The sequence below is a fragment of the Mycobacterium kyorinense genome (assembly GCF_002101735.1).
Taxonomy (GTDB): Bacteria; Actinomycetota; Actinomycetes; order Mycobacteriales; family Mycobacteriaceae; genus Mycobacterium; species Mycobacterium kyorinense.
Genome location: NZ_LQPE01000153.1, coordinates 80,569 through 105,310 on the forward strand (window position 1 = coordinate 80,569; position 24,742 = coordinate 105,310).

At 66.6% G+C, this 24,742-nt stretch carries 27 protein-coding genes, 1 tRNA gene and 1 pseudogene; 12 read left to right on the forward strand and 17 right to left on the reverse strand.

Annotation, left to right across the window (positions count from 1 at the left end; all coding sequences use genetic code 11):
- Positions 1–22: 22 nt before the first annotated feature.
- The gene (locus AWC14_RS21465) at positions 23–985 is read right to left on the reverse strand and encodes a DMT family transporter (RefSeq protein ID WP_081968116.1); all 963 of its coding nucleotides are present in this window, start codon (positions 983–985) and stop codon (positions 23–25) included.
- 169 nt (positions 986–1,154) lie between these two features.
- Here AWC14_RS21465 and AWC14_RS21470 point away from each other — a divergent pair, with 169 nt between their 5' ends.
- Positions 1,155–2,006, forward strand: coding sequence for a LysR family transcriptional regulator (locus tag AWC14_RS21470; RefSeq protein WP_045378330.1), 852 nt, complete (start codon positions 1,155–1,157; stop codon positions 2,004–2,006).
- A 67-nt stretch (positions 2,007–2,073) separates the two neighbouring features.
- On the opposite strand, the gene vapC is transcribed toward AWC14_RS21470, so the two are convergent.
- Genes vapC through AWC14_RS21500 form a run of 6 tightly spaced genes read right to left on the reverse strand, consistent with a single transcriptional unit; the run spans position 2,074 to position 6,963 of the window.
- Complete coding sequence (vapC, locus tag AWC14_RS21475) at positions 2,074–2,484, reverse strand: type II toxin-antitoxin system VapC family toxin (RefSeq protein ID WP_045378333.1); 411 nt, start codon at positions 2,482–2,484, stop codon at positions 2,074–2,076.
- Positions 2,481–2,693, reverse strand: a complete 213-nt coding sequence (locus AWC14_RS21480) for a type II toxin-antitoxin system VapB family antitoxin (protein WP_052425573.1) — start codon at positions 2,691–2,693, stop codon at positions 2,481–2,483. Before AWC14_RS21480 ends, vapC begins: the two co-directional genes overlap by 4 nt.
- 47 nt (positions 2,694–2,740) lie before the next feature.
- Positions 2,741–4,009: an amidohydrolase family protein gene (locus AWC14_RS21485; protein ID WP_045378339.1), complete on the reverse strand. Its 1,269-nt coding sequence runs from the start codon at positions 4,007–4,009 to the stop codon at positions 2,741–2,743.
- Positions 4,010–4,022: 13 nt separating this feature from the next.
- Positions 4,023–5,237 carry an amidohydrolase family protein gene (locus tag AWC14_RS21490; RefSeq protein WP_045378342.1) on the reverse strand — a complete coding sequence of 405 codons (1,215 nt, stop codon included), beginning with the start codon at positions 5,235–5,237 and terminating at the stop codon, positions 4,023–4,025.
- A 2-nt stretch (positions 5,238–5,239) separates the two neighbouring features.
- Complete coding sequence (locus AWC14_RS21495) at positions 5,240–6,043, reverse strand: acetoacetate decarboxylase family protein (protein WP_045378345.1); 804 nt, start codon at positions 6,041–6,043, stop codon at positions 5,240–5,242.
- Positions 6,040–6,963 (reverse strand): SDR family NAD(P)-dependent oxidoreductase, encoded by a 924-nt coding sequence (locus AWC14_RS21500; RefSeq protein WP_045378428.1) that lies wholly within the window; start codon positions 6,961–6,963, stop codon positions 6,040–6,042. Before AWC14_RS21500 ends, AWC14_RS21495 begins: the two co-directional genes overlap by 4 nt.
- Before the next feature lie 64 nt (positions 6,964–7,027).
- On the opposite strand from AWC14_RS21500, the gene AWC14_RS21505 reads away from it, so the two are divergent.
- On the forward strand, positions 7,028–7,918 hold the full coding sequence (locus AWC14_RS21505; RefSeq protein WP_045378348.1) for an IclR family transcriptional regulator: 891 nt from the start codon (positions 7,028–7,030) through the stop codon (positions 7,916–7,918).
- Positions 7,919–7,929: 11 nt separating this feature from the next.
- Here the strand turns inward: AWC14_RS21505 and AWC14_RS21510 are convergent, their stop codons facing one another.
- Entirely contained in the window at positions 7,930–8,706 is a 777-nt protein-coding gene (locus AWC14_RS21510) for an RsiV family protein (protein ID WP_045378350.1), read from the reverse strand.
- 148 nt (positions 8,707–8,854) lie between these two features.
- Here AWC14_RS21510 and AWC14_RS21515 point away from each other — a divergent pair, with 148 nt between their 5' ends.
- From AWC14_RS21515 to AWC14_RS21530, 4 genes are all read left to right on the forward strand, one after another.
- Entirely contained in the window at positions 8,855–9,112 is a 258-nt protein-coding gene (locus AWC14_RS21515) for a ribbon-helix-helix domain-containing protein (RefSeq protein WP_045378431.1), read from the forward strand.
- Positions 9,109–9,486, forward strand: a complete 378-nt coding sequence (locus AWC14_RS21520; RefSeq protein ID WP_045378354.1) for a type II toxin-antitoxin system VapC family toxin — start codon at positions 9,109–9,111, stop codon at positions 9,484–9,486. Before AWC14_RS21515 ends, AWC14_RS21520 begins: the two co-directional genes overlap by 4 nt.
- 127 nt (positions 9,487–9,613) lie before the next feature.
- Positions 9,614–10,030, forward strand: a complete 417-nt coding sequence (locus AWC14_RS21525) for a ferritin-like domain-containing protein (RefSeq protein ID WP_045378357.1) — start codon at positions 9,614–9,616, stop codon at positions 10,028–10,030.
- Between the two features lie 15 nt (positions 10,031–10,045).
- Complete coding sequence (locus tag AWC14_RS21530) at positions 10,046–10,300, forward strand: hypothetical protein (protein WP_045378360.1); 255 nt, start codon at positions 10,046–10,048, stop codon at positions 10,298–10,300.
- A gap of 47 nt (positions 10,301–10,347) precedes the next feature.
- Here AWC14_RS21530 and AWC14_RS21535 read toward each other — a convergent pair whose 3' ends face one another.
- The gene (locus tag AWC14_RS21535) at positions 10,348–10,983 is read right to left on the reverse strand and encodes an ATPase (RefSeq protein WP_045378364.1); all 636 of its coding nucleotides are present in this window, start codon (positions 10,981–10,983) and stop codon (positions 10,348–10,350) included.
- A 13-nt stretch (positions 10,984–10,996) separates the two neighbouring features.
- Positions 10,997–11,353 carry a type II toxin-antitoxin system prevent-host-death family antitoxin gene (locus AWC14_RS21540; RefSeq protein WP_045378366.1) on the reverse strand — a complete coding sequence of 119 codons (357 nt, stop codon included), beginning with the start codon at positions 11,351–11,353 and terminating at the stop codon, positions 10,997–10,999.
- Between the two features lie 312 nt (positions 11,354–11,665).
- Between AWC14_RS21540 and AWC14_RS21545 the strand changes: the two genes are divergently transcribed.
- A complete protein-coding gene (locus tag AWC14_RS21545) occupies positions 11,666–11,959 on the forward strand; it encodes an excalibur calcium-binding domain-containing protein (RefSeq protein WP_081968118.1) in 294 nt (97 codons plus the stop codon).
- Between the two features lie 130 nt (positions 11,960–12,089).
- Here the strand turns inward: AWC14_RS21545 and AWC14_RS21550 are convergent.
- From AWC14_RS21550 to AWC14_RS21570, 5 genes and pseudogenes are all read right to left on the reverse strand, one after another.
- A pseudogene (locus AWC14_RS21550) lies at positions 12,090–13,124 on the reverse strand (IS481 family transposase); the annotation flags it as partial.
- Between the two features lie 113 nt (positions 13,125–13,237).
- A tRNA-Ile gene (locus AWC14_RS21555) sits at positions 13,238–13,314 on the reverse strand.
- Between the two features lie 458 nt (positions 13,315–13,772).
- Positions 13,773–14,582 (reverse strand): carboxymuconolactone decarboxylase family protein, encoded by an 810-nt coding sequence (locus AWC14_RS21560; RefSeq protein ID WP_045378369.1) that lies wholly within the window; start codon positions 14,580–14,582, stop codon positions 13,773–13,775.
- Positions 14,583–14,589: 7 nt separating this feature from the next.
- Positions 14,590–15,954, reverse strand: a complete 1,365-nt coding sequence (locus tag AWC14_RS21565; RefSeq protein ID WP_045378372.1) for a TldD/PmbA family protein — start codon at positions 15,952–15,954, stop codon at positions 14,590–14,592.
- The gene (locus AWC14_RS21570) at positions 15,951–17,468 is read right to left on the reverse strand and encodes a TldD/PmbA family protein (RefSeq protein ID WP_045378375.1); all 1,518 of its coding nucleotides are present in this window, start codon (positions 17,466–17,468) and stop codon (positions 15,951–15,953) included. Before AWC14_RS21570 ends, AWC14_RS21565 begins: the two co-directional genes overlap by 4 nt.
- 33 nt (positions 17,469–17,501) lie before the next feature.
- On the opposite strand from AWC14_RS21570, the gene AWC14_RS21575 reads away from it, so the two are divergent.
- The 3 genes from AWC14_RS21575 (at position 17,502) to AWC14_RS21585 (ending at position 20,548) form a co-directional block, all read left to right on the forward strand.
- The gene (locus AWC14_RS21575) at positions 17,502–18,365 is read left to right on the forward strand and encodes a carbohydrate ABC transporter permease (protein WP_045378378.1); all 864 of its coding nucleotides are present in this window, start codon (positions 17,502–17,504) and stop codon (positions 18,363–18,365) included.
- Positions 18,352–19,167: a carbohydrate ABC transporter permease gene (locus AWC14_RS21580; protein WP_045378381.1), complete on the forward strand. Its 816-nt coding sequence runs from the start codon at positions 18,352–18,354 to the stop codon at positions 19,165–19,167. Before AWC14_RS21575 ends, AWC14_RS21580 begins: the two co-directional genes overlap by 14 nt.
- Positions 19,168–19,228: 61 nt before the next feature.
- A complete protein-coding gene (locus AWC14_RS21585; RefSeq protein ID WP_045378384.1) occupies positions 19,229–20,548 on the forward strand; it encodes an ABC transporter substrate-binding protein in 1,320 nt (439 codons plus the stop codon).
- Here the strand turns inward: AWC14_RS21585 and AWC14_RS21590 are convergent.
- Entirely contained in the window at positions 20,545–21,375 is an 831-nt protein-coding gene (locus tag AWC14_RS21590; protein WP_057003386.1) for a CbiQ family ECF transporter T component, read from the reverse strand. The genes AWC14_RS21585 and AWC14_RS21590 overlap by 4 nt on opposite strands.
- Positions 21,372–23,408, reverse strand: coding sequence for an ABC transporter ATP-binding protein (locus AWC14_RS21595; protein ID WP_045385858.1), 2,037 nt, complete (start codon positions 23,406–23,408; stop codon positions 21,372–21,374). The genes AWC14_RS21590 and AWC14_RS21595 overlap by 4 nt, the downstream gene beginning before the upstream one ends.
- Before the next feature lie 126 nt (positions 23,409–23,534).
- Here AWC14_RS21595 and AWC14_RS21600 point away from each other — a divergent pair, with 126 nt between their 5' ends.
- Together AWC14_RS21600 and AWC14_RS28805 are read left to right on the forward strand one after the other, a co-directional pair.
- On the forward strand, positions 23,535–24,023 hold the full coding sequence (locus AWC14_RS21600; protein ID WP_045385856.1) for a MarR family winged helix-turn-helix transcriptional regulator: 489 nt from the start codon (positions 23,535–23,537) through the stop codon (positions 24,021–24,023).
- A gap of 88 nt (positions 24,024–24,111) precedes the next feature.
- Positions 24,112–24,742, forward strand: a 631-nt coding sequence (locus AWC14_RS28805; protein WP_158089922.1) for an FHA domain-containing protein, incomplete at its 3' end; no start/stop codon positions are given.

Below are 24,742 nucleotides of genomic sequence, written 5' to 3' on the forward strand. Positions count from 1 at the left end.
CATGTTTGGGCATCATTTCTGCTCACCCGCCACCGGCCGCCGCTTCGACCATCGGCCTCGCTTGGCATTGCGTGAACGCTGGATTGTGAGCAGGTGCAGTCGCCGCCTCGGGACTGCCCTCTACCACTCGCCGCCGGCTGGACGCTCTACCGTTGAGCCAGCAGGCGAGCCCTCCGACGAGCAGGCCGACCGCGACACCGGCGTCCGGGCGCTGGCCCAGCATCAGCCATGACAGCGCGCCTGCGACGGCGGGAATAACGGCGAACAGCATCGCAACCGCCGCAGCGCCATGGTTATTGATGGCGCGCACGTAGAGGCTTACCGCCAGCGTGGCATTCAACAGCACCACGCCACCCACCGCGATAGCGGCCTTGACGCCGTCGTGCACGGCGAGTGGTGTCGCTATCGCAAGTCCTGCCGCCGGAATCAGCGCGACCGCATTCTGCATCGCGCTCATCGCGCGGAAGTCAACACCAGTGCAGAACCGCTGCTGGTATACGCCGCCGGCCGAAAGACCAAGCAACGCAACCAGAAGCAGCACGATGACGGGATCCACGCCGTGGATGCTCACCAGCCTCTTGGCGCACGCGGCGAGCACCGCGACAACACCGAGGACCAGCGCAGCCACCCGCTGCCAACCGAGCGGCTCCCGCAAAAACGCCGTCGCCAGGATCGCCGTAGACACCGGATTCATCGCAACCACCACGGCGCAGAGCACTGCCGGCGCTCCGAGCTCGATAGCTTCGTAGAGGCAACAGAACTGCACGGCTTGGATCAGCAAACCGGCCACCATGACGTGACCGAACTGCGCCCCTCGCGGCCACGGCGCCTTGGCGAGCATGGTCCAGATCGTGAGAATCGATGCGGCCAAACTGAACCGCAGCACCAAGGTGGCCATTGGTGACATCGCGGTCACCGCCAGCGTCCCGATGGGATAACTGACCGCGTAGAAGAACGTCACCGCCGCGGCAGTGGTCGGTGGCATACGGCGCAGCTCCATGGCAGCCATGCTTGTCGGCTCAACTCATGCAGTCCAACGATTATTGGCAATCGACACCGATCACAGATACTTATCTATGTTCCTGTAGATAGCGGAAATTGAGGGTAATGAGACAGCAATTGATTGTTAGCTCTGATCGAACTATGGTCCTCGTATGGCCCAGGTGCTCGATATTGCGCCGCTGCGCAGCCTCGTCGCCGTGGCCGACTGCGGCGGGTTCCACCGCGCGGCTGCCGCGCTACACCTAAGCCAGTCCGCGGTAAGCCAGCACCTACGCAGGATCGAAGCGGTGGTGGGCGAGCCGGTGGTACAACGCTCGGGCCGCGGCGTCGTGTTCACCGAAATGGGCCAGAAGGTACTGCGTCACGCCCGCACGATATTGGCCGCGCACGACACAGCGCTCAACGATCTCGGTGCATCCGAAGCCACGCTGTTGACGATCGGCGCCACCGAACACGGTGCCGACGTGATGCTGGCCGGCCTGACCAGCGCACTGCGTGACCGCCTTCCCGATCAGCCGGTGCGCTTCCGGCTCGACCGCAATGTGTCACTGGCCGACGCGATCGAACGGGGGCTGGTGGACGTGGCGATCATGCTCGACGGCGCGGGCTTGGACCGCATCAACGCCTCAGGACTGGTTCGCCTGCAATGGATTTCAGCGCGCACATTCGCTGCGCCGACGCGGGATCCGCTGCCGCTCGTCATTTTTTCCGAGCCCTGCACATTGCGCGAGCCGGCCTTTTCCATTCTCGAAAAGCGCGACATCTCCTACGAGATCGCTGCCGAATGCGGCGACTTGTCCGGACTCTACGCGGCGGTGCGCTCCGGGCTCGGGGTGGCGCTGCTGCCGATAATCGGCAAGCTTCCCGATGGTCTCTGTCCGGCCGAGGGGCTGCCGCCCGCCAATTGCGCGTCGGTATTGGTTCGCGGCCGTGTCGGCCTTGACCCCGAGTTGCTGAGCACCGTCGACGCGGCGGTGCGTGATGTGTTGGCCGCCCAAAACTGAACCCGCGGTGGAGCACTCATGACGCGCCACCCTTCGCGCCCAGGGGCCAGATTCCAAAGGCATGCCACTAGCAACTGAGCGACGCGGGATCCATGCCGATGCCCACAACTCTTGCGACGCGGTCCAAGTCGCGGTCGTGTGCGAGAAGGGCGGCATCCTCGCGTCTGGCTACCGACGCAATCATGCAGTCGATCAGTCCACGGGGAGTGATGCCAGCCCGGCGACAGTTGCGGTAGATGCGGACTGCCGCGTCGAAGTCCGCGGCGGTGTCGAATCGGAGCAGTTTGAAGCGCAGCAGCAGGCGACGAAGATCTGCCTCGCGCTCGTCACTTCGTGCGCCGGCCGTGACCTCCATGATCACGGGTTCTGTCACCGCCAGCGGTCCGTCCTGGCTAATGAGGTCGGTGAGGCGCCGATCGACGGGACTGCCGGTTGCGCGGTCGTATTCGACCCACGCCGACGTGTCGGCGAGGATCACGATGTCCGCGGGGGCGTTGTGTCGGCGGGGATTTCGTCGATGGCGCGCGCGCCGCGCATCGCGAGGGCCTCATCGCGCGTCATCGGTTGGCCGGCGAGATGGCGCAGCGCGAGGTCGACCGCGTCAGTCTTGGTCCGGACGCCATAGCGATCCATGATCGTCTGGACGTAGGTGTCTTCGATCTCGATATTCGTACGCACCTTGCTCATACACGTAGCGTACACGTTACGTGTACGCAACGTGTATGAGCCGAGTCTCACTTTTCCACCAGGTCGGGAATGGGCTCTGCATCCGTAAGCCAATGTCGCCCTACCCGGCGGGCGGTCTCCCACTTGGGGATGCTCACCGCATCGTCTTGGCCGAGGTCCTCGGGCGTCGGGCCGATGCGCTCAGCCAGAGGAGCCAGCGCGTCGAGATCGAAGTTGTACACCTCGGCTGCTGCCAGGCCCAGCATTTGCCGGGTCTCCTCGATGGGGACGTCCCAGAACGAACGACGCAGCCAGTCGCGGGTATGCGGCCAGGTCCCCTCGGGATGGGGAAAGTCGTTGCCCCACAAGATGTTCGGCACGCCGATCTCGTAACGCCGCGCCAGCTCCCTGCGCTCCGTCGTGGTGGCCCCGATAAAGCAGTTCCGGTCGAAGTAGGCCGAGGGCGGCATCGTCAGATCGCCCTCCATCTGATGGCTCATCTTCTTGGCCGAGTGCTCACGCAGATACCGCGTGTCCATCAGCCAGAGCAAGTCGTTGGCCCAGAACGCCCCGCACTCGGTGACGCCCCATCGCAGCCGGGGGAAGCGCTCGAACACGCCCGACCACAACGCGAACCACAGCGGCCGGGCCCCCCACCAGCGCACCTCGGTGACGTAGATGCCCAGATGCCCGCCGTACTCCTCCTGCGGCGCGGGACCGGAGTGGGTGTGGATTGGCATCTGCAGGTCCTGGCAGGCGGCCCACACCTTGTCGTAGCGACGGTCGTGGTAGGGCGGGTAGCCGACCCAGCGCGCCGGGATCAGGATCCCGCCGCGCAGCCCGGATTCCGCCGCGCGGGTGATCTCGGCGACCGCCGCGTCGACGTCGGCCAGGATCGGCACGACCGCCACCCCGGCCCGCCGTTCGGGGCTGTGGCTGCACAGTTCAGCCAACCAGCGGTTGTGGGCCCGCGCCCCGGCCATGGCGCGCCCCGGGTCGAGATCACCCGACTGGCCCAGTCCGGCGCCGAACGGGGCACCGGCCACCCCGGTCACGGCGTCGGCATCGGGAAAGATCACCTCGCCGACCACGCCGTCGCCGTCGAGTTCCTTGTCCCGCAGCGCCACATCCCATCCCCCGGCGATGCCGTCGCCATGCTCGGAGAACCACTGCTCGGCGAACTCCTCGTCGATGAACCCGCCCGCCTGCGCCGCTGCGGTCTTCTCTGCCAGGTAGGCCTCGAAGTCCTCCCGGTATTCGGGGTCGACGTACTCGCGATACCGCTCGGTGGGGAGTTCGGCGTGGGTGTCCGCCGAGATGATGAGGTAGGGGTTCACGGGAGGTCCTTCCTTACCAGGCGCGGATCGGGTCGGGTTCGAACACGGTGCTGCGCGCGTCGGCGGGTACGGCGGGCAGCGGCTCGGCGACCCCGGCCACGGTCGGGCCGATTCGGTCGACGAGCGGCGCGAGGGCCTCGAGGTCGAAACCGTAGACGGCCGCGGCATTTCCGCCCACCATGGCCGCCACCTCGTCGGCCGGGACACCGCTGAAGGTGTGGCGCAACGCTTCCCGCGTGTAGGGCGCAGTGCCCTCGAAGTGTGGGTAGTCGCTTCCCCACATGATCTTCTCGACGCCGATGCGGTGGCGCTCGGCACATTCGACGGGCCGCATGAAGCTGGCACCGACGTAACACTGGCGGGCCCAGTACTGGCTGGGCCTAAGGGAAAGCGAGCCGGCGGTGGGCCCGGCGAAACGAGCGATCGCCGAGCTTGCCCGGGCGTAACGGGCCGCCGCCACGTCCAGCGAGTCCAGCGTCGCCGGTATCCACCCGGCGCCCTGCTCGGTGAAGACCACGGTCAGGTCCGGATGACGATCCAGTGCGCCACTGAAGATCAAGTGCCACAACGCCCGATGCGCCCACCAGTGCGTCTCGTAGACCCACACCGCGAACGAGCTGCCCCACCCGTCGGTCGGGCTCGGCCCGGCGCTGCCGCCGTGATGGTTGACCACCACCCCCGCCTCCGCGCACGCCGCCCACAGCGGCTCCCAGTGCTCGGCGTAGAGCGGCGGAATGCCGGTACCGGGGACGACGCCCGGCAGCAGCACACCGCCGCGCAGTCCCAGCTTCGCGATCTGGGCTATCTCGGCGACGGCCTCGTCGAGATCTCCGAGCAGGATCTGGCCGACCCCGGCGCGCCGCTCGGGTGAGGCGGAGCAGAAGTCGGCCAGCCAGCGATTGTGCGCGCGCAGGCCGGCCCAGCGCAGCTCGAGTTCCCGGGCGGTCTCCGGTGGCGGCGCCGCCAGGCTGGCCTGCGGAAAGAACGGCGGCACGGTATTGGGGTAAATGACCTCGCCCGCAATGCCTTCGGAATCCAGGTCAGAGTTGCGCCGATCGCTGTTCCAGTTGCGTTCGGCGTCGGGCTCGGTCAGATCGCCGAACGGGTTGACGTATGTCTTTGCCCAGCTGTCGAATTCGTCCCTGTACTGCGGATCGAGGTACTCGCGGTAGTCGAGCAGATCCGCACCGGCGTGACAGTCGGCCGAAATGACCGTGTATTGATCCATGGCTACACCCGCGCCGGTTCGGGCCCGGGAGCGGCGAGCAGTGCGACGTCGTCGTAGCGCTGGTGCACATACGGAAGCAGCCACTCCTGGGGCACCCGCTCCGCGATCCGGCCGACCTGGACGGTGCGCCTGCGGCACCAGGTGATCGACCTGATCTGCCGAATCACGATGTCGGCCACCGGATCCAGCGGGGAGTCTCCCAATTCGAGTGTGCCGTCGATGTCTTCCAGCAGCTCGTAGTGGCGGTGGTATTCGCCGTAGACGAGGTGGGGGTCGGTGATGCCGTTGCCGTCGGGGGCACGCAGGAACTTGAAGTAGAACTCGGTGTTCACCTGGTCGGGCGGTGGGGCCGCCGAGCCGGTGACCTGACCGTTCACTCTGATGAGCCGATAGCCCAGCCGGTCAACAGTGGCGGCGACGCGGTCGCCGTCACGCTCCACTTCGATGTGGGCCAATTTCTTTGGCTCACCGAATGTTTCGCGTCCGCCCGTGACAGACTGCTCGGTGGACTGGGGCATGAAGAGGGGGTAGTCGCCGTGGCGCTCGCCGTGCCGGGCGGTCACCGAGAAAACCGCCGAGCCGAATGGCGGCCGGCCCTCTATCGCCACCCGCTGGAGCTGAACACGCACCACTGGCTCGGCCGTCGGCTCCAGCGGCTTGGGCAGTACGGCCGCGACGATCTCGGGGTCGGTGAGGTACGTGACCGTCACCGCTTCGGTGGCGATAGGCGCCTTGGTGGCGTCGATCTCGTGGTCGACTTGGGTTTCGGGTGGGCGAGGACCGTAGCGAATCACGTTGGGGCTCAACGCTTACCTCCTTCAGTAGCCGTCTTGTCGAGAACGTCGACCAGGTAGTCGGGGTTGCTGCGATTAACGATCGATGCCGCCTTGCGGCTGACCACATCCTCGGCGGGTGTGGGTGGGCCGAGCATCCAGAAGCGATCTGCCCGAATCCCTTCCACCACTTGGTCGGCGACCGTCTCGAGCGGGGTGAACTCGACACGTGCGCCGGCGGCTTCGAAGCGGGCCACAACGTCTGCCAGAGTGTGCTCGGGTGTGCGACGTTGTTGGGTCGCGGCGTAGCGCTGCGGCCGGTGCCGCCACGACTCCCAGATGCCGGTGTTCAGAAAGCCGCTGGGGAAAAGGACGTGGGCCCGCACCCGCGTCCCTGCCATCTCCAGGTGGGTGTAGAGGCTTTCGGTCAGGCATAGCACGGCGGCCTTGGTCATCGGGTAGACCGCATTGGCCGGTCCGCCCATGGCGCCCCGGGCAATCGGCGCGAATCCGCCGTTGCCCGAACAGGTGTTGACCACATGTCCTTCGCCCTGTTCGAGCAGGATGGGCACGAAGGCCTTGATGCCGTGGATGACGCCCAGCACGTTGACGTCGAGGCCCCAGCGCCAATCGGCCAGGTCGTGTTCCCACATGTAGCCCTCGGAGACTGCGCCGGTGCCGGCGTTGTTGCATACCACGTGCACTGCGCCGAAGCGATCGAGCGTCTCCTTGGCCAGCGACTCGACGGATGAATAGTCGGTGACGTCGGTGACCACGCCGGCCGCCTCGATGCCGTCGTCGGCGAGCGCCCGGGTTGCCTGCTGCAGCGGTTCGGCGAGGACATCGGCCAGCACCACCGTCATGCCCTCGCGGCCGAAACGCCTGCCCAGCGCCCGGCCGATGCCACCGGCTCCGCCGGTTACGACCGCCACTCTGCCCTGAAGGTCAGCCATTGTGGCAATGGTCACATGGTCGCGCATATCACCGCAAGCAGTCGCATTATGCGACTATTGCTGTATGGCTCCGCGTCCCTCCCCTCAGACCGAGCGGGTGGTCAACCTGTTCGAGCATCTGGCGGGTGACGGGAACGGCGGGATGACCTTGGCCGAGGTGTCGCGGCACTTGAACGTCCACAAGGCCAGCTGTCACTCGATGCTGTCCGAACTGCTCAAGGCCGGCTGGCTGCTCCGCGACCCGGTTCGCAAGACCTACCACCTCGGTCCCGCTCTGGTGCGACTCGGCCGAGAGGCGGAAAACCGCTATCCCGCACTGGTTTTAGCCCGCTCGGTGATGGCCGAGCTGTCGGCGGCGACGGGTGCGCACTGCATCGCCTTCTCGGTCAGCGATGAGTACTCCACCGTCGTCGATCAGGTCCGAAGTCCTCACGGCGGCGGTCACCCGATGCCCATCGGCACCCAGTTCCCTCACCGCCCGCCGTATGGGGCGTCGATTGTTGCCTGGGCCGGGCCAGATGCTGAGGAGCGCTGGCTGGCCGCCCTGCCTGAGGACGTGCGCGATCGCTATCGCCAGGCTCTGGCAGCCGCAAAGCAGCGTGGCTATGCCGTGGGTCTGCACATCCTGCCCGACCTGCGCCTGCAAGAGCTGGCGCAGATCGTACGTAGCGCCGAGGTACGTTCCACGAGGCTGAGCCAGCTGGCGCAGGCGTTGACCGACGAACTCATCCATCAGGAGGAGTGGTTTCCGGTGAGCTTGGACCCGGACCGAACCTACGACGTAAGCCACATAGACTCCCCGATCCTGGAGGGGTCGCGCGTCGCGCTGATGCTCAGCCTGGTGCCAAGCGCCGAGCCGGTGAGCGGCGCGGCGGTCACTCGTCTGGGTGCGCAGCTCTCTTCTGCGACTCGCCGACTAAGCGCTGCTTTGAGCGGAGAATCGCACGCGACCTGAGTGCGAGAGTTTTATGCGAGCATCGGGTCGATCGCTGATCGGGGCACAAGCACCTGCAACGGCCCGGCCGAGTCGGGCAGCAGCACGCCTTGGTCGAAGAAGAAGTACACCCCGTCGTTGACCACCGCGAAATTCTGGTAGTTGTCCGGGTTGTACAGCGCGGCCGTCGCGATCGGCAAGGGCGGTGGTGTCGGCGCAGTAGTCGGCGTCGCCGCTGCGGGCTGACCCGGTTGCGCCGGCGGCGGTGGCGGTGCCTGCTGCTTCTGCAGTTCAGCCTGGACGATCGGCGCGACGGTCTTTAGCGGATCGTCCACCCGCCACAACGGCGTGTGTTCTTTGTCGTCCGCTGCGGCCGTGTAGGTGATCGCCTTGCGGTAGGTCTGGTCCCAGTTGAACGCCTTGTACATCTGCGGATGCGGGGCGCCGACGCTTTGGGAGACCTTGAACACGACGGCCTGGGTGCCGCGCGGGGGAATCGCCGAGTTGTATTCCGTCGGCTTCATCTTCAGCTCAGACGGTGTGTCGCGCGGCGCGCCCGACTTGGCCGCGTTGAGGAATCCGTCGCGCGTCTGGGAGACGTATTCGGCGACCGACTTCTGGTCGGGGTAGTCCAGCGGGATGCTGATGTCGACGCTGTACCCGGGGTCGGACAGCTGGATCTCACAAGTCCTGCCGGTATTGGCACCCTTGAGGTCGGCGCAGTAGTCCTTCGGGGCAGCCGCGGCAATGCCGGCAGAGCCGACGATGGCGGTGGCCGCGACGAGCACGGCGATGCTAACGAAGCGCATGGGTTGAATCCCTCCTAGCAAACGCGGCACCGCCGCGGACGAGAGGCGGAGTTACCGCTGCATACCGTAGTCCAAGCCCGAGCTTCGGGTGGTATCGCGCCGTGTCACACCCGAGGCGGTTATACATCACTAGATGTATGATGATGTCATGCGCACGCAAATCACCCTTACGGATGAGGAGATCGAGCTTCTCGATCGCGTCGCCAGGGCAAGCGGTGCATCCCGATCCGAGCTCATCCGTAGGGCGATCCGCGCGACGTACAGCAGCGGAAGCAAAGAAGACCGGTTGGCCGCGCTGAAGCGAAGTGCCGGCAGCTGGCGTCGACGTGACTTCACCGGCGCCCAGTACGTCGACGCGGTTCGCGGCGACCTGAACGAACGCCTAAGCCGTCTCGGCCTGGCGTGAAGCTGCTCGACACCACGGTCGCTGTCGACCACTTGCGCGGCGAGCCGGCCGCTGTCGACTTTCTCGCGACGGTCGTCGAGGCCGGCGAAGACTTAGTGGCAAGCGAATTGGTCCGATTCGAGCTCCATGCAGGCGTACGCCACAAAGAGCTCGATGCGGTCGAACAGTTCTGCTCCGCCCTGCGTTGGGCCCCAGTAACCGAGGAAATCGCCCGCGTCGCCGGACGGCTCGCCCGTCGTTACCGACGAAGCCACAGCGGTATCGGTGCCGTTGATTACCTGATCGCGGCCACCGCAATCGTCTTTGACGCCGAACTGCTAACGACCAATGTGCGCCATTTTCCGATGTTCACCACGTTGGAGCCGCCGTACTGACCTCGTTTTGGGCCCTCCTGGGCGCGCCGAGCGTGGGGGGAAGTACACAATCCGACCACTTTTCGTCGATATCCCCCACGTTCGACGAACCGGTTTGGGCGCGCGGTCGTCGGTGAAACCTAGCCACATGGACACCAGCACTTTTCTCGAACGGCTCAACGAGGACCTGGCTACTGAGTATCAGTCGATCGTTCAGTACACCCAGCACATTGCGACGATCAAAGGACCCGAATACCACTCGATCACCGAGGAACTGGATAAGCACCTCGCCCAAGAGCTGCAGCACGCGAAGATCCTCGCTCAGCAGATCGATTTTCTCGGCGGTACGCCGACCGTGTCAGTGCCCGACGTGCCGGACGCTACCGACGGCGCGTCGGCGTTGAAGGCTGATGTGGAGCTGGAACGTCGTCAGTTGGACCGCTACCGGCAGCGCGTGATGGAGGCAACGGACTTGGGATTGCCGGATGTCGCTGAGGCGTTACGGCCGTTGCTTCAGCAAACGCAGGACCATGTGCGGGAGCTCGAAGACGCGCTTGGCGGCTGAATCCCCCATCGACTTATGCCTGAAGTATTTGGCGACGACAGCATCGACAACGTCACACCCGGCGACATGATCGCTGTCGACCGCGGTTCTGGCGAACAGCTCTACAAAGTGGTCTTCAAGGACTCGGGCGACGCCGGCTACGTCGTGACGCTCGAGGACGACGACGGTGAAACCTTCCAGCTCGAACTAGCGGCGGGCACCGTGGTGCGTCGGTATTTGGAATCGAAGTGGGAATCACCGCAAAGTCCTACACCGCACACCGAGGATTAGCCCTAGGCCGAAAGCAAAGCGGGCCGGAAGGCCGCCTGGTGTGTGAGCTATAGCGCGGCACCCACGATGGGCTTAGCCCAAGCCGGTGTGGCGGTCAGATCGGCCGGCCCGACGATGCGACCGCGCTTAGTGTGCAGTACCAAGACCGGCTTTGGTGCCTGCCCGGTCGCAGGATCCGCGGTCGCCGAATTGTCATACACCCGTAGCTCGGTGAGCATAGGCAGCAATGTCACGAGATTAATCACGCTGTGGCGCCAGCGACGACGGATGTCGGCTTCCGCGATGTCGTGTCCGCCAGCTCGGACCCTTTGTCGCACCCGCTGGATATGGGCATCGGCGCTGTCGAGCCCGACATAGATGACGTGGACCTCGATGCCACGCTTGGCGGCTTCGGCCAGCAGTCCCGGAATCGTGTTGCCGCCCAACGTGGTCTCAAAGGTGAAGTCGAGGCCTTGATCAATCGCTCGCTCCAGCAGCTTTCGCCCCTGTTCCCATGCCGCCGCGTTAGCCTCGGTCTGGGCAAGTCCTGGGTTAACCGCCATGATCTCGCGCGCGGCCTCATCGGGGTTGTAGTACTCACCGCCCTTATCGCGGATCGTCGCGCCGATGATGCTGCTCTTGCCGGCTCCGTTGACGCCCGCCAACACGTGTATTTGGGCCCGCGTCATGGTTTTGGGAACCATGGGCCACCCAGGATCACCGCGAGCGCGCGGAGCGCGCCGCTTTCACTGCGGCGGCACCCAATTCCTCCGGTGTGGCGTCGAAGGCTGCAGCGACTCCGGCCTTGGCTTTCGGCGTCTGCATTGTGGCCAGCAGCTTGTCGAAGCGCTCAGTCAGATCGTCGAGCGCTGGTGTGGCCGATGCGGTCAGCGCCTCGAACTCGGCATACGACAACAGCACCGCCTTGGGTACGTCGTGCTTGGTGATCACCACGGCGCCATCCACTGCGGCCTGCTCGAAGACTGTGCCGAACTCGTTTTTGAGACGGGTGGCGGCGACTAGGGGTACATCGACGAGCTTCCCGTCGCGGTTGCGGTACGAGACCGTGGACATGGGCTCTCCCTCCGATGGTGTCTGCACGGCGCGTCCATTTTAGCTGATCCGTCTATTTTGTCTATTTTGTCCGTAGCGCCGCGCTATAACGGACGAGACTGCTGCGGGCTGGCAGCACCCGCAGCGGGACCAATCAGCACCCGACGGTCAGCGGCCCCTGGGCTGGCCCCTGGAAAGCCACTTTTCCGGGAACTGAGGTCCGGTTGGTGAAAACTTGTCCGACTTGTTGGACGCTGGGAGCACACTAACGGCGTGTCCGACATCAAGCCCGCAATGGCGAAAATCCGTAGCCGGATCACTGTGGACAGGGTAATGACAGTGCTTGCGGCACTGCTGATTGCGGTGATCTTGATATGTGCGGTGATCATCGTTGTAACCCTGTTGCGCCAGTACCCGTCCCGCTCGTGGCCCAGCTACCCGACTACTCACTTTTCCGCCCCGCCGGCCCCCCGGCCCAGTCCGTACTACAAAAATTGCGGCGAGGCGCACGCAGACGGGCGTTGGGATATTCCCCTGGGCGACCCGGCCTACCGACCCGCACTAGACAAAGATCGCAATGGTATAGCGTGCGAGTCTCCCAAGCAACGTCGCGGTTGGGTGCGATGAAATTTATTGCGGCGCTTGGTAATACTCAACAATCTTGCTGTGTGCGGGCTGGTGCATCTCAGCTAGCCTATTAGCTCGCCTAGATACATTCCCTGAACTGTGGTTTGTTGGTAGGGTTTGATGTCGACCCACAGACCTGCTGCCAGGACACGCACACGATCCCGTTGGAGCCGACCCGGCGACTGACCCAATCCCCGCCGGTGTGATCGCGGCCAGCCTGTACAGGCTTGTAAGACGCTGCCCGCGCCGCGCGCGCAGGGCTGAACCGTTGCGCCGGGGTGGCCATATTCAGCGACTGATGCGGGCGCTCGGTGTTGTAGTAATCGACCCACTCGTCAAGGGCCTGCTGAGCGGTCTTGAGGTTGGTGAAAGGCTTTTGATTGCTCAGGAATTCAGCACGCAAGGTGCGGTGAAACCGCTCGATCTTGCCCGTCGTGGTCGGGCTGCGCGGCTGGGTCAACAGATGCTCGATGCCATGCTCGCGGCAGATCGCATCAAAGAGCACCTCCACCGGCGGATGGTTGAACCGGCCGGTGAACACCCGCGCGTTATCGGTCAGCGCCTGATCGGGCACCCCATAGGTGGCCAACGCCAGCCGGAACCCCTCGCACACCGCGCGGGTGCGCTCGGCAAGCATCAAATTCCCTGATACGCACAATCGAGAATGGTCATCAAGGCCGGTCAACGCCTTGGCCGAGGTCCCATCGGCGATCGGGAATCCGCCCACCACGTCGAGTTGCCACAGCTCCATCGGCGCGCCACGCTCCCAGCGTTTCCACTTCCGCGAGCGCCGATCACGATCAGCCGGATCGATCATGTCCGCGCGAACCAACGCCCGATAAGCCGCCGATTCCGAGGGCACCGGCGCCACACCGCGTTTAGCCAATTCGTGCACCAACCGCCGCGGACCCCAGTACGGACGAGACCGGCGCAACTCCACCAGCGCCGCCTCCACCTCGGCGGGCATTTGATGCGGACAATGCAGCGGACGATGCGAACGATCGTTGAGCCCTTCTAGGCCCTCGACCTCATAACGCCCCAACCAGGTGTGCAGCGTTTGGCGCGACACACCCACTTTGTCGGCGACCAACGACACCGCCAACCCGTCGCCGATCACCGCCATCACGGCCTGATACCTCTGCTCAGCCACGCTTAACTCCCTCATCCGAAGGAGTGTCAAGGATCAGCCGAAGTAACTGTCAACAATCAGCCGAAACACTGTCAGGCATCACCCGAAGCCGAAATGTCAACCATCACCCGAGGTCATACAGTTTTTGTTGGTAGGGCGGGCGGGGCTCGAACCCGCGACCAACGGATTATGAGTCCGCGGCTCTAACCAACTGAGCTACCGCCCCCTGCATCAGCTAGGAGCAGAGTAACCGGCAGGCCAGAACCGGAAGCCGAGGGATAGCGCTGGGCGCGGCCAAGGCCCCCGGGGCTACCCCAAGCGTCCCTGCTCGGGGACGCTCGTCGACACCGCCGCGTACGCAGAGGCCAGTGCCTCAAGAACCGTCTCGGTCAGCGTGTGTTCGTGTTCGTGTTTGTCGAGCGTTCCGACAATGGCCCTGAACAAAGCTTCGGCCGCGTCGTGCTGTGCTTGTTTTGCTGACATAGTTTCTGTTGAACCAACTTTCAGTCATGCGTTTCAACGCCTCACAGGATTGCAACTCGCACCGCAGTGTTTCATATCCCCAAAGTCAACGCATACCAATACATGTAGGCCCGCTAGAGGCGAACAGCTGTGATACCGCGACCGCAGGTGAACCGCCCACCAACGCGACGTTGCTATTGCGTATCACAGGCCATCCAGCCGTCAGTTGAACACCGTCTGCCCGTCGGCACCGATCAGATACTCCTCGGTGCCCTGCGCCACCCGCGGCGCGTCGGCGCCCAAGGATACGGCCACCTTGTTGCTGGCGTTGCGCATCACGTCGAAGGTCAGCTCGACGGCTTCGGGCTCCGAGAAGTGTGCGCGCACCGCGGCCGCAACGCTGCGGTCGATATGTGCCGGCGACCAGATCAGCGCGTCGACAAACCGCAATGCCGCCTTCTGCCGATCGGTCAGCAAGGCCGACGCCTCAAAGTGCTCGATGTCGCCGTACAGCGACTCCGACCCGCCGGCCTTCAGCGCCGTCGTCTCCCGCAACGACTTGCACAACCGGCAGTTGTGCTGCGCTGCCCCGCGCAACCGGACCAGCTCCGAGGTCAGCGCATCGAGCTCGCGCAGCCGCGCCACCGCCGGCAGAAACCTGTTGAACACCGCGTCGGCCGGGTCGCCGGAGCGATCCCACGCAATCGGCTCGGATACCCACCGCAGATGCTCCTGCCCTACTCCGAGCACCTCCAGTCCGGCCCGCACCCGAGGGACGAAGTCGGCGATATACATATGCACCACGGCGCCAAACGTCTTGTCCCCCAACGTGGATGACAATCGCGACCGCTGCTCGTCGGTGATCATCGACACGTCGATGCTGAATTGTTCGGCGAACTCGGCAACCGCCGGCTCGGCGTCTGACACGTCCGTCTCGGCCGGCAGCGGCGGCAACGACAACGCCCGCGCGCACACTCCTCGGACCACAGCTCCACCGGACAGCGCCACCAACGGCGCCAACAATCCGCTCATCGCAGAATTATTGCGCCTGGCTGACCGACGACATGTGAAAGTCCGGGATCCGCAGCGACGGCATCGCCGCGCGGGTGGCCCAATCGCCCCACTCCCGCGGCAGCGTCACCTCGCTGGCGCCAGCCTGGGTGGCCCGTCGCAGCAGATCCAGCGGGCTTTCGTTGAACCGAAAGTTGTTGACCGCCGCGACCACTTCGCCGTCGGCGACGAGGTAAACCCCGTCGCGGGTGAGCCCGGTCAGCAGCAGGGTGGTGGGGTCGACCTCGCGGATGTACCAAAAAGTGGTCAGCAGCAGCCCACGCTCGGTCTCGGCGACCATGTCCGCAAGCGTCGAGTGGCCGCCGGTCATCAGCAGGTTGTCCGCGGCCACCGCGACCGGCGCGCCGAATTCCGCCGCCGTCGCCCGCGGGTAGGCCAGCGCGTTGATCACGCCGTCGCGCAGCCAGTCCACCCGCCCGATGTCCATGCCATTGTCGAAAATCGAAACCGTCTCCGACGAACTGGTGGCGGCGACGAACGGTCCGCTTTCCAGCCCGGGCGCAAAAGGGTCGGAGTACAGCGTCAACGGCATGTCGGTGAGCCGCTCCCCCACCCGGGTTCTGCCGCCGGGCTTAGAAAATGCGGTGCGGCCCTCCTGCGCGCCGCGGCCGCTCATCGTCCAGCCCAGGTAGATCATCATGTCCGCCACGGTCGACGGCGGCATGATCGTTTCGTAGCGGCCCGCAGGCAGCTCCAGAGTCCGCTCGGCCCAGCCCAACCGGGTGGACAGCTGCTCCAAAAGCAAATCCGTTGGCACATCGGCAAAGTCAGGCGTACCGACACCGGCCCAGGCGCTGGCTCCGCCGCGCTTGGCGTTGATCTCCACCGAGCCGGTGGGCTGCGTGTACCGCCGGCGCAGCCCCGTGGACGTCGCCACGAACGTCGTCTGCAGCTCGTGGCGGGCGAAGCCGTACAACTGATCCGCGCCGCGAAAGCCCTCGCGTAACACACCGGCGACGTCGGCGAACACCTCGGCCCCGGTGGCGGGCACCGGGGCATCCCAATCGTCGGGCACGCCGGTGCCGGGCAGCAGCGGCGCGGCGTCCCGAGCCTCCGGTGCCGAGCGGGCGGCCTCCGCCGACTCTTCGACCAGCCCCGAAATCAGGGACGGATCTACCTCGGCTGTGCTGAGCGAGCCGACACGCGCGCTGTTGCCGTGGCGCGCAATCGAAATCACCGTGGTTTTGCGGCTGGTCGACACCCCGTTGGTGGTCATCGAGTTGTTCGCCCACCGCAGCGACGCCTCACTGCGGTCGCTGACGATCACGATCGTCTCGTCGGCACGCCGCGACGCACCCAACGCCGCCTCGACAACCTGTTGCGCCCCGATCATCGGCCCGCCTCCGCGCGAGTGTTGAGCACGTTAATCCCCCGGAACAACGCCGACGGACAGCCGTGGCTGACCGCCGCCACCTGACCGGGCTGGGCCTTGCCGCAGTTGAACGCACCGCCCAGCCGCCACGTCGATGGCCCGCCGACGGCTTCCATCGCATTCCAGAAGTCGGTGGTGGTGGCCTGGTAGGCAACATCGCGCAGCTGACCGTCCAGTCGCCCGTTGCGAATCCGGAAGAACCGCTGCCCGGTGAACTGAAAGTTGTACCGCTGCATGTCGATTGACCATGATTTGTCGCCGACGATGTAGATTCCGTCGTCGACCCGGCCGATCAGGTCGGCGGTGCTCAAATCGTCGGCGCCGGGCTGTAGCGACACGTTGGCCATCCGCTGGATCGGCACGTGGTGCGGCGAGTCGGCATACGAGCAGCCGTTGGACCGCGACTGCCCCAACCGCGGCGCGAACACCCGGTCCAGCTGGTAGCCGACGAAGATCCCGTCGCGCACCAGGTCCCAGCTTTGCGCGGCCACTCCCTCGTCGTCGTATCCGATGCTGGCCAAACCGAATTCGGCGGTGCGATCGGCGGTCACGTTCATCACCGGTGAACCGTAGCGCAGGCTGCCGAGCTTGTCGGGAGTGGCGAAAGACGTTCCCGCATAAGCGGCTTCGTAACCGATCGCGCGATCGTACTCGGTGGCGTGCCCGATGGACTCGTGGATGGTCAGCCACAGGTTGGTCGGATCGATCACCAGGTCGGTGGGGCCGGGAGTCACGCTGGGCGCCTTGACCTTCTCGGCCAGCAGCGACGGGATCTGGGCCAGCTCGTCGCTCCAGTTCCACACGTCGTCACCGGCCACCACCTCCCAGCCGCGGGCCGTCGGCGGCGCCAGTGTGCGCATGGTGTCGAAGCCGCCTGCCGCGGCGTCGACGCTGACCGCCTCCAACCCCGGCATCAGCCGCACCCGCTGCTGGGTGATCGTCGAGCCGAACGTGTCGGCGTAGAAGGTCTGCTCCTTGACCGCGGTCAGCCCGGCCGTGACGTGGTCGACCCCGTCGGCCGCCAACAGCCGACCGGAATACTCGGCCAGCACCGCGACCTTGGCGGCCGTGGACACCGTGAACGGATCGATCTCGTAGCTCGACACCCAGCTGGCGTCGCGGTACACCGGCTCGGGCGCCAGCTCGATGCGTTCGGCGTTGAGCGGCGCCAGCGCGGTGGCCACCGCGACCGCCCTGTGCGCGGTCTCGGCGGCGACGGGCGCGGACAGCTCGGCATGCGAGGCGAAACCCCAGGTGCCGTCGACGATCACCCGCACCGCCAGGCCGAGCTCGCGGCTGACGACCGCCGTCTCCAGCTCGCCGTCGCGCAGCCGGACGACCTCGCTGGTGATGCGATGAATCCGCAGGTCGGCGTGGCTGGCCCCGGCCGCGGTGGCCGCCGACAGCGCGGCATCGGTCAACTCGTGGCGGGGCAGGTCGAGAAAGTCTTCGTCGATTCCCCGGTTCGGCGTCACGACTCCACCGTAGCGAGCGGCTTTAATACATCCATGGCGCGACGGTCGACTGCGCTGGGGTATGCGCTGCTGGCACCAAGCCTGTTCGGCGTGGTCACGTTTCTGCTGCTGCCGATCCTGGTCGTGGTCTGGCTGAGCCTGCACCGCTGGGATCTGCTGGGGCCCATCGAGTATGTCGGGCTGGACAATTGGCGCTCGGTGCTCAGCGACTCGACGTTCGGCAACTCGCTGCTGGTGACACTGATCTTCGTGGCGATCGTGGTGCCCGCGCAGACGGTGCTGGGGCTGGCGGCCGCGGCGCTGCTGGCGCGCGGGCTGCCCGGCACCGGCGTGTTCCGCACTCTGTATGTGTTGCCGTGGATCTGCGCGCCGCTGGCGATCGCGGTGTTGTGGCGCTGGATCCTGGCGCCGACCGATGGCGCGGTCAGCACGGTGTTGGGGCATCGCATCGAATGGCTCACCGATCCGGGTCTGGCGTTGCCGGTGGTGTCCGCGGTGATCGTGTGGACCAACGTCGGCTACGTCGCGCTGTTCTTTGTGGCCGGCATCCTGGCGATTCCGGCCGAGATCCACGCCGCGGCGCGCACCGACGGCGCGACGGCCTGGCAGCGGTTTTGGCGGATCACGTTGCCGATGCTGCGGCCCACGATGTTCTTTGTGTTGGTCACCGGAATCGTCAGCGCAGCACAGGTTTTCGACACAGTGTATGCGCTGACCGGCGGCGGTCCGGCCGGGCACACCGACCTGGTTGCGCACCGCATCTACGTCGAGGCGTTCGGGGCGGCGGCAATCGGGCGGGCTGCGGTGATGGCGGTGGTGTTGTTCGTGATCCTGGTCGGCGTCACCGTTGTCCAGCATCTGTACTTCCGGCGGCGGATCAGCTATGAGCTCGTCTAGGGCGGCGGCCGTCTACGCCGGGCTGGGGCTCGGCGCGCTGATCACGTTGGCGCCGTTCGCGCTTGGATTGCTGACGTCGTTCACCTCCGCTCGGCAGTTCGCGACCGGCACACCGCTGTCCTGGCCGCGGCCGCCCACGCTGGCCAACTACACCGACCTGGGCGGCGCCGGTTTCGGCCGGGCGCTTGCGGTCACCGCGTTGATGACGGCAGTGATCCTGCTTGGCCAGCTGAGCTTTTCGGTGCTGGCCGCCTACGCCTTCGCCCGGCTGCGGTTCCCGGGCCGTGACGCGCTGTTCTGGGTCTACATCGCGACGTTGATGGTGCCTGCCACCGTGACGGTCGTGCCGCTGTATCTGATGATGGCCCAAGTGGGTCTGCGGAACACCTTCTGGGCGCTGGTATTGCCGTTCGTGTTCGGCTCGCCGTACGCGATCTTCTTGTTGCGCGAGCACTTTCGCGCAATTCCCGACGACCTGGTCAACGCCGCACGCCTCGACGGCGCCAACACGCTCGACGTGATCGTGCACGTGATTGTGCCGGCGAGTCGGCCCATCCTGGTCACCCTGATGCTGATCACCGTTGTGTCGCAGTGGAACAACTTTATGTGGCCGCTGGTGATCACCAGTGGCGGCAAGTGGCGAGTGCTGACAGTCGCGACGGCCGCGCTGCAGTCCCGCTACAACGCGCAGTGGACGCTGGTGATGGCGGCGACGACAGTGGCGATCGTGCCGCTGATCGTACTGTTCGTGGTGTTCCAGCGTCACATCGTGCGCTCGATCGTGGTCACGGGGCTGAAGTGAGCGTCGAGATTGCGCGTAGGGCTGTTGTTTTCGCCGATTCACGACCCAGGACGCAATCTCGATGACCCGCCCCAGGCGTTCCACACTGGTTGCCGCGGCAGTAGTGGTAATGGCCATGCTCCTGGCCGCGACGGCGGTGCTGCTCGACATCTCGTCCACCCCGCGCGGCGGCCACACCGTCGTGACCGTGCGGCTGTGGGACGAGCAGGTCGCCGCGGCTTACCGGCAGTCGTTCGCGGCGTTCACCCGCACTCACCCCGACATCGAGGTGCGCACCAACGTGGTGGCCTACGCCACCTACTTCGACATGCTGCGCACCGATGTGGCCGGCGGCAGCGCCGACGACATCTTCTGGCTGTCCAACGCCTATCTCGCCGCCTACGCCGACAACGGACGGCTGACGAAGATCGACCCGAAGCCGGACTGGGAACCGTCGGTCGTCGACCAGTTCACCCGCGGCGGAACACTGTGGGGTGTGCCGCAACTGACCGACGCCGGTATCGGCGTGTACTACAACGCGGACCTGCTCGCCAAGGCCGGCGTCGATCCCGCTGACTTGGCGACCCTGCGGTGGAGCCCCGGCAACGGCGACACGCTGCGCCCGCTGCTGGCCCGGCTCACCGTCGACGCCGAGGGACGTACAGCGGGCACAGCGGGTTTCGATCCGCGACGGGTACGGCAGTGGGGCTACAACGCGGCCAACGACCCTCAGGGCATCTACCTGAACTACATCGGGTCCGCGGGCGGCGTGTTCCAGACCGGCGACCGGTTCGCGTTCGACAATCCCGGCGCCCGCACCGCGTTCACCTACCTGGTCGCGCTGATCAACGACGACCACGTCGCGCCGCCGGCCTCGGACACCAACGTCAACAACGACTTTTCCCGCAACCAGTTCCTCGCCGGCAGGATGGCGCTGTTCCAGTCCGGCACCTACAATCTGGCGGCGGTGGCCGGCCAGGCGGGCTTCCGTTGGGGAATCGCGCTGCTGCCCGCCGGCCCGAAGGGCCGCGTCAGCGTCACCAATGGCATTGCCGCGGCAGGTAATTCGGCTTCCAAGAATCCCGACGCGGTTCGCCAGGTGCTGGCTTGGATGGGCAGCAAACAGGGCAACCAATACCTGGGCCGACAAGGCAGCGCCATCCCGGCGGTGCGGTCGGCGCAGCGGGTGTACTTCGACTACTGGGCTGGCAAGGGCGTCGACGTCACACCGTTTTTCGCGGTGCTGAACGGACCGCGGATCGCGGCGCCGGGCGGGGCAGGCTTCCCCGCCGGCTACCAGGCCCTCACACCGTACTTCCACGAGATGTTCCTCGGCCGCGGCGACGTGGCGACACTCTTGCACGAAGCACAGGACGCGGCCAACGCCGCGGCACGCCGCTAGGCGCCAAGCAGTAATTCCGCCGCCAGCGCGGCTCCGCACACCACAGCGGTGATCGAAAGCGCCACCCAGTCAGCGAACTTCGGCCGCGACGGGGCAGCCGAGATCTGGCCGGTGCCGCCGCGGGCGGTGATCGCATCGCCCATCTCGTCGGCACGCCGCAGGGTCACGGTGATAGCCGTCGCGAGCAGGTCGACCAACTCCGCCCAGCGGCGCCGGCGACGCCCGCGCCGCGACGTCGGTATCTGCCTGGGCCGCAACCTGCGTGCGGAATAGAGGACACGGAACTCGTCGATCAGCATCGGGAACGCCCGCAACGCCAGCGCCAGCGCGACGGCCCATTCGTCGATGGGAATCCGCAAGAACCGCAGCGGTCGGCCCAATGTCGCGACGGCAGGGGCGATTTCGGCGACATTGGTAGTCCAGGACACCATCGCACCCAAGCCGAGCAGCACGATCGACAGCGCGGTGATGCGCAGGAAGTTCAGTAACCCGCCGAGCCCCAGGGAAAGAGCGCCCAGGTGAATCATCGGGTCGCCGCCGGCCAGCGCCGCGGTGATCCCACCGAACGCCAACAGAATCCACAGCCAGGGCGGCACCGACGGCAGCGCTCCGCGCGGAATGCGGGCGGCCCGGCCCGCCGCCAGCACCAGCGCGGCCACCAGCGCGATCGACGCCCACCCCGGGTAGAACGTCATCAACACCGAAATGCCGAAGACGACGATCAGTTTGGTGCCGGCCCACAGGTCGTGGACGGGCGAGCCGTGCGGCACCGGCCGCAACAACACGACCGGCCGCGATGGCCGGCGCGTGGGCGCGGTGGTCGTCATGACACACCTCCGGCCGTCGCCGACGCCGCTTCGAGCATGCCGTTACGCAGATGCAGTGTGCGCGGGCACAACTCCTCCATGCCGGCAAAGTCGTGGGAAATCACCACCACGGTCAGCCCTTGCTCGCGGCGCAGATCCTCCATCAGGCGCAGCAGGCCACGCTGGCTGACAGCGTCCAGCCCGGCGAGCGGCTCGTCGAGGATCAACGCCCGCGGCGAACGCGCCAACAGACCGGCCAGCACCACCCGGCGCATCTGGCCGCCGCTGAGTTGGTCGATACGCCGTTGTGCCAGCCCAGCATCCAATCCGACTACGGCCAGCGCGTTCGCGATCCGGTCGTGGTCGTCGGGCGAAAAGCCGGCCGCCGAGGCCACTTCCCGATCCACCCGGCTGCGCATCAACTGCAGCCTGGCCGCTTGGAACGACAGCGCCACCGCGCCGACCTGCTCGTGGGTGGGACGCCCGTCGAGCAGGCACGTTCCGGTGGTGGGCACCGTTAGTCCGGCCATGATCCAGGCGAGCGTGGACTTACCGGATCCGTTGCCGCCGTGGATCAGAACCCCGTCACCGGGATATACCGAGAAGCTGACGTCGCGCAGCGCGGTGGTCTCCCACGGTGTGCCACTGCAGTATTCGTGGCCGACGCCGATCAACTCGAGCACCGGCGTGGCGTCCGAGTGGTCGACGGGGACGGTAGCCGACGGCGCGGCCGTCGTCTCGACCATCTCCGTGTTGTCCGGTGAATCGCTGAGATTGATTGTGCGGTTGGCAGATTGGGCCTCGTCGTTGTAATGCGTGATGTGAATCAGCGCGGTGCGGTGCCGCTCGGTCAACCCCGACATGATGCCCAGCAGCGCTTCGCGGCCCCGCTGGTCGACCATGCTGGTGACCTCGTCGGCAATCAGCAGCGCGGGCTCGCGCGCCAGCGCCGCCGCCATGGCCAGCCGCTGCAGTTCGCCGCCGGAGAGGCTCCCGGTGTCCCGTTCCGCGAGCCCATCGAGCCCGACCTCGCTGAGCAGCCGGTCCACGTCGGTGGTGGTGCCCGGCGGCAGTCCCCACACCACGTCGTCGCCGACGCGCGTGCCCAGCACCTGGCTTTCCGGGTGCTGCATGATGACCGCGGTTCCGCCGAGCCGGCCCAGCCCGACAGCACCGGGGCGTTCGACGCTGCCCGACGTGGGTTCCCGCCCGGCCAGGACCAGCATCAGCGTGGTCTTGCCCGAACCGTTGGCGCCGGTGACCGCGACGTGTTCGCCGACGTCGATCTCCAGGCTCACCGGCCGCAGCGCGTCCTGGTGGGTGCCCGGGTAGCGGTAGCGCACCTGATCCAGCCGCGCCGGAACCGGTGCGATCGGCCCGGTTTCGGCCAGCGCGTCGAGTTTGTGTACGTCGGGGATGCCGCGCATCCGGTCCAGCACTCGCGACAGCGCCCACCACCCGAGCAACGACACGATCATGATCGAGACGACGAAGTTGGCCAAGAGCAGCCACGGCCAGTAATGCGCCGCGGCGGCGAAGAAGCGCTTGAGGTCGGCGGCGGACTGCTCCAGGCCGGACCGCGCCATGACTGCCGCGATCCCGTCGACGTTGGCGGCGATCGCGGCGAAGATCAGGTGCCGAAGCCGGGCCAGCACCGCCAGCGCGGCCACTACCGCCGCGCCGAACACCGCGCCGGCGACCAGCGACGCGGCGATCACGGTCGGGGTGCCGCGGCGGCGGCGCTTGACGATCCCGGTCAGCCCGCCGATGTATGCGCTGTGGACCACAGTCATGAAGCCGCCCATGCCCGCGATCAGGAAGGCGATGATCCCGGCGGCCACGGTCGCCGCGACCAGGACGCGCAGCCGGTAGCGGTAGGCCAGCAGGCCCATCGGCACGGTGCCCAGCAGCGCCAGACCTGCCGCGAACGGGACGACCACCGCGATGATCGCGGTCGCCGCGCACAAAGCGGCCATCACCGACGCCTGCGCGAGCTCGTGCGGGCGCAGCGCTCGCGCCCGTCGCGCAGAACTCGCTGTGCCGGCGGCGGTCATTTCACTGATTCTGCCAGTTGTCGGCGGGTGCGCGGCGCTCGCACGCCGTGGCGCCCGTCCGGTGTTTGCCGCCGCGAACTCGCCCGACAAGTGGTGTAGATAGCCAAGCTATGCAATTATGAAGGCATGACATCATCCGCGACCGCCCGGCCCGGTCCGGTCCGCGACACCGTCGAGGCCGTCCCAGGCCTGGGCGCGGATTTGCTGGCGGTGGTCGCCAGGCTGAACCGCTACGCGACCCAGCGGATCCAGATGCCGTTGCCGGCGGCACAAGCGCGGCTGCTGGCCACCATCGAAGCCCAGGGCGAGGCACGGATCTGCGATTTGGCCACGGTGGATCACTGCTCGCAGCCCACGATGACCACCCAGGTACGGCGGCTGGAAGACGCCGGCCTGGTCACCCGGGCCGTCGACCCCGGCGACGCGCGGGCGGTACGCATCCGCATCACCCCGGAGGGGCTGCGCACCCTCAACCGGGTTCGAGCTGACCGGGCCGCCGCGATCGAGCCGCAACTCGGCCGACTCGACCCCGCCGACCGCAAGACGCTGGCCGAGGCCGTCGCCGTGCTGCATCGGCTCCTCGACGACGCAGCGCCCCCGACTCGCCCGCGCTGACCGCCCGGCCGCCGCGATTGTCGGCGCATGATGGCGGGTAGACAAACCGTTGATCGGCCCACGACCATGGGTGCGAAAGGTGGTGACCATGCGGCCGGAGGCGCAGGCTTCCCCGTTGACCGTCTGGGTCGGATCGAAGCGCTACACCTTCCCCGCCGGCCGCGACGTGACCGTCGGCCGCGACAGCCGCTCGGATATCCACCTCGACGGCACGGAGCACACCACCTCGCCCACGCACTTGGTGCTGCACCACGACGGCCGGCAGTGGGTGGCGTTGGACCGCAGCCAACACGGCATCTACGTCGACGGCGTGCGCATGTCGACTGTGTTCATCCGCGACGGCCGTGCCATCACCCTGGGTGATCCTCGACACGGCCCGCGGCTGGTGTTCCAACTGGGCGCGCCCGCCCCGCCGCCACCCAGAAGCGCTCCACCGCCGCCGCGCGGTCGGCCAGTGCCACCACCTCCCCCGCCGCGGACACGGCCCGCCCCGCCACGGATGCCCTCACCACCGGGGCCGCCGCGGGTCCAGCCACCACCAGCAGATCAGGCGAAAAACCCGCCCTCCCAAGCACCTACGCAGCGATTCCGCTTGCCGCGGCCACGGCAAGAGCCGGCCCGCCCGCCGGCCCCCGAGCCACGACCGGCTGGGCCGACACCGCCGTCTCAATTGCCGACCACACGTTTTCAGGCGCCACCGCCGCAGCCGCCTCCTCACA

Excerpts from the sequence above, each read along its gene's own strand:
- AWC14_RS21535 (WP_045378364.1), bottom strand. The coding sequence starts at position 10,983 with ATGGTTCCCAAAACCATGACGCGGGCCCAAATACACGTGTTGGCGGGC.
- AWC14_RS21575 (WP_045378378.1), top strand. The coding sequence starts at position 17,502 with ATGGCGCGACGGTCGACTGCGCTGGGGTATGCGCTGCTGGCACCAAGC.
- AWC14_RS21600 (WP_045385856.1), top strand. The coding sequence starts at position 23,535 with ATGACATCATCCGCGACCGCCCGGCCCGGTCCGGTCCGCGACACCGTC.
- AWC14_RS21490 (WP_045378342.1), bottom strand. The coding sequence starts at position 5,237 with ATGGATCAATACACGGTCATTTCGGCCGACTGTCACGCCGGTGCGGAT.
- AWC14_RS21580 (WP_045378381.1), top strand. The coding sequence starts at position 18,352 with ATGAGCTCGTCTAGGGCGGCGGCCGTCTACGCCGGGCTGGGGCTCGGC.
- AWC14_RS21595 (WP_045385858.1), bottom strand. The coding sequence starts at position 23,408 with ATGACCGCCGCCGGCACAGCGAGTTCTGCGCGACGGGCGCGAGCGCTG.
- AWC14_RS21560 (WP_045378369.1), bottom strand. The coding sequence starts at position 14,582 with ATGAGCGGATTGTTGGCGCCGTTGGTGGCGCTGTCCGGTGGAGCTGTG.
- AWC14_RS21585 (WP_045378384.1), top strand. The coding sequence starts at position 19,229 with ATGACCCGCCCCAGGCGTTCCACACTGGTTGCCGCGGCAGTAGTGGTA.
- AWC14_RS21530 (WP_045378360.1), top strand. The coding sequence starts at position 10,046 with ATGCCTGAAGTATTTGGCGACGACAGCATCGACAACGTCACACCCGGC.
- AWC14_RS21480 (WP_052425573.1), bottom strand. The coding sequence starts at position 2,693 with ATGAGCAAGGTGCGTACGAATATCGAGATCGAAGACACCTACGTCCAG.
- AWC14_RS21505 (WP_045378348.1), top strand. The coding sequence starts at position 7,028 with ATGGCTCCGCGTCCCTCCCCTCAGACCGAGCGGGTGGTCAACCTGTTC.
- AWC14_RS21500 (WP_045378428.1), bottom strand. The coding sequence starts at position 6,963 with ATGGCTGACCTTCAGGGCAGAGTGGCGGTCGTAACCGGCGGAGCCGGT.
- AWC14_RS21545 (WP_081968118.1), top strand. The coding sequence starts at position 11,666 with ATGACAGTGCTTGCGGCACTGCTGATTGCGGTGATCTTGATATGTGCG.
- AWC14_RS21515 (WP_045378431.1), top strand. The coding sequence starts at position 8,855 with ATGCGCACGCAAATCACCCTTACGGATGAGGAGATCGAGCTTCTCGAT.
- AWC14_RS21465 (WP_081968116.1), bottom strand. The coding sequence starts at position 985 with ATGCCACCGACCACTGCCGCGGCGGTGACGTTCTTCTACGCGGTCAGT.
- AWC14_RS21510 (WP_045378350.1), bottom strand. The coding sequence starts at position 8,706 with ATGCGCTTCGTTAGCATCGCCGTGCTCGTCGCGGCCACCGCCATCGTC.
- AWC14_RS21540 (WP_045378366.1), bottom strand. The coding sequence starts at position 11,353 with ATGTCCACGGTCTCGTACCGCAACCGCGACGGGAAGCTCGTCGATGTA.
- AWC14_RS21470 (WP_045378330.1), top strand. The coding sequence starts at position 1,155 with ATGGCCCAGGTGCTCGATATTGCGCCGCTGCGCAGCCTCGTCGCCGTG.
- AWC14_RS21590 (WP_057003386.1), bottom strand. The coding sequence starts at position 21,375 with ATGACGACCACCGCGCCCACGCGCCGGCCATCGCGGCCGGTCGTGTTG.
- AWC14_RS21525 (WP_045378357.1), top strand. The coding sequence starts at position 9,614 with ATGGACACCAGCACTTTTCTCGAACGGCTCAACGAGGACCTGGCTACT.
- AWC14_RS21565 (WP_045378372.1), bottom strand. The coding sequence starts at position 15,954 with ATGATCGGGGCGCAACAGGTTGTCGAGGCGGCGTTGGGTGCGTCGCGG.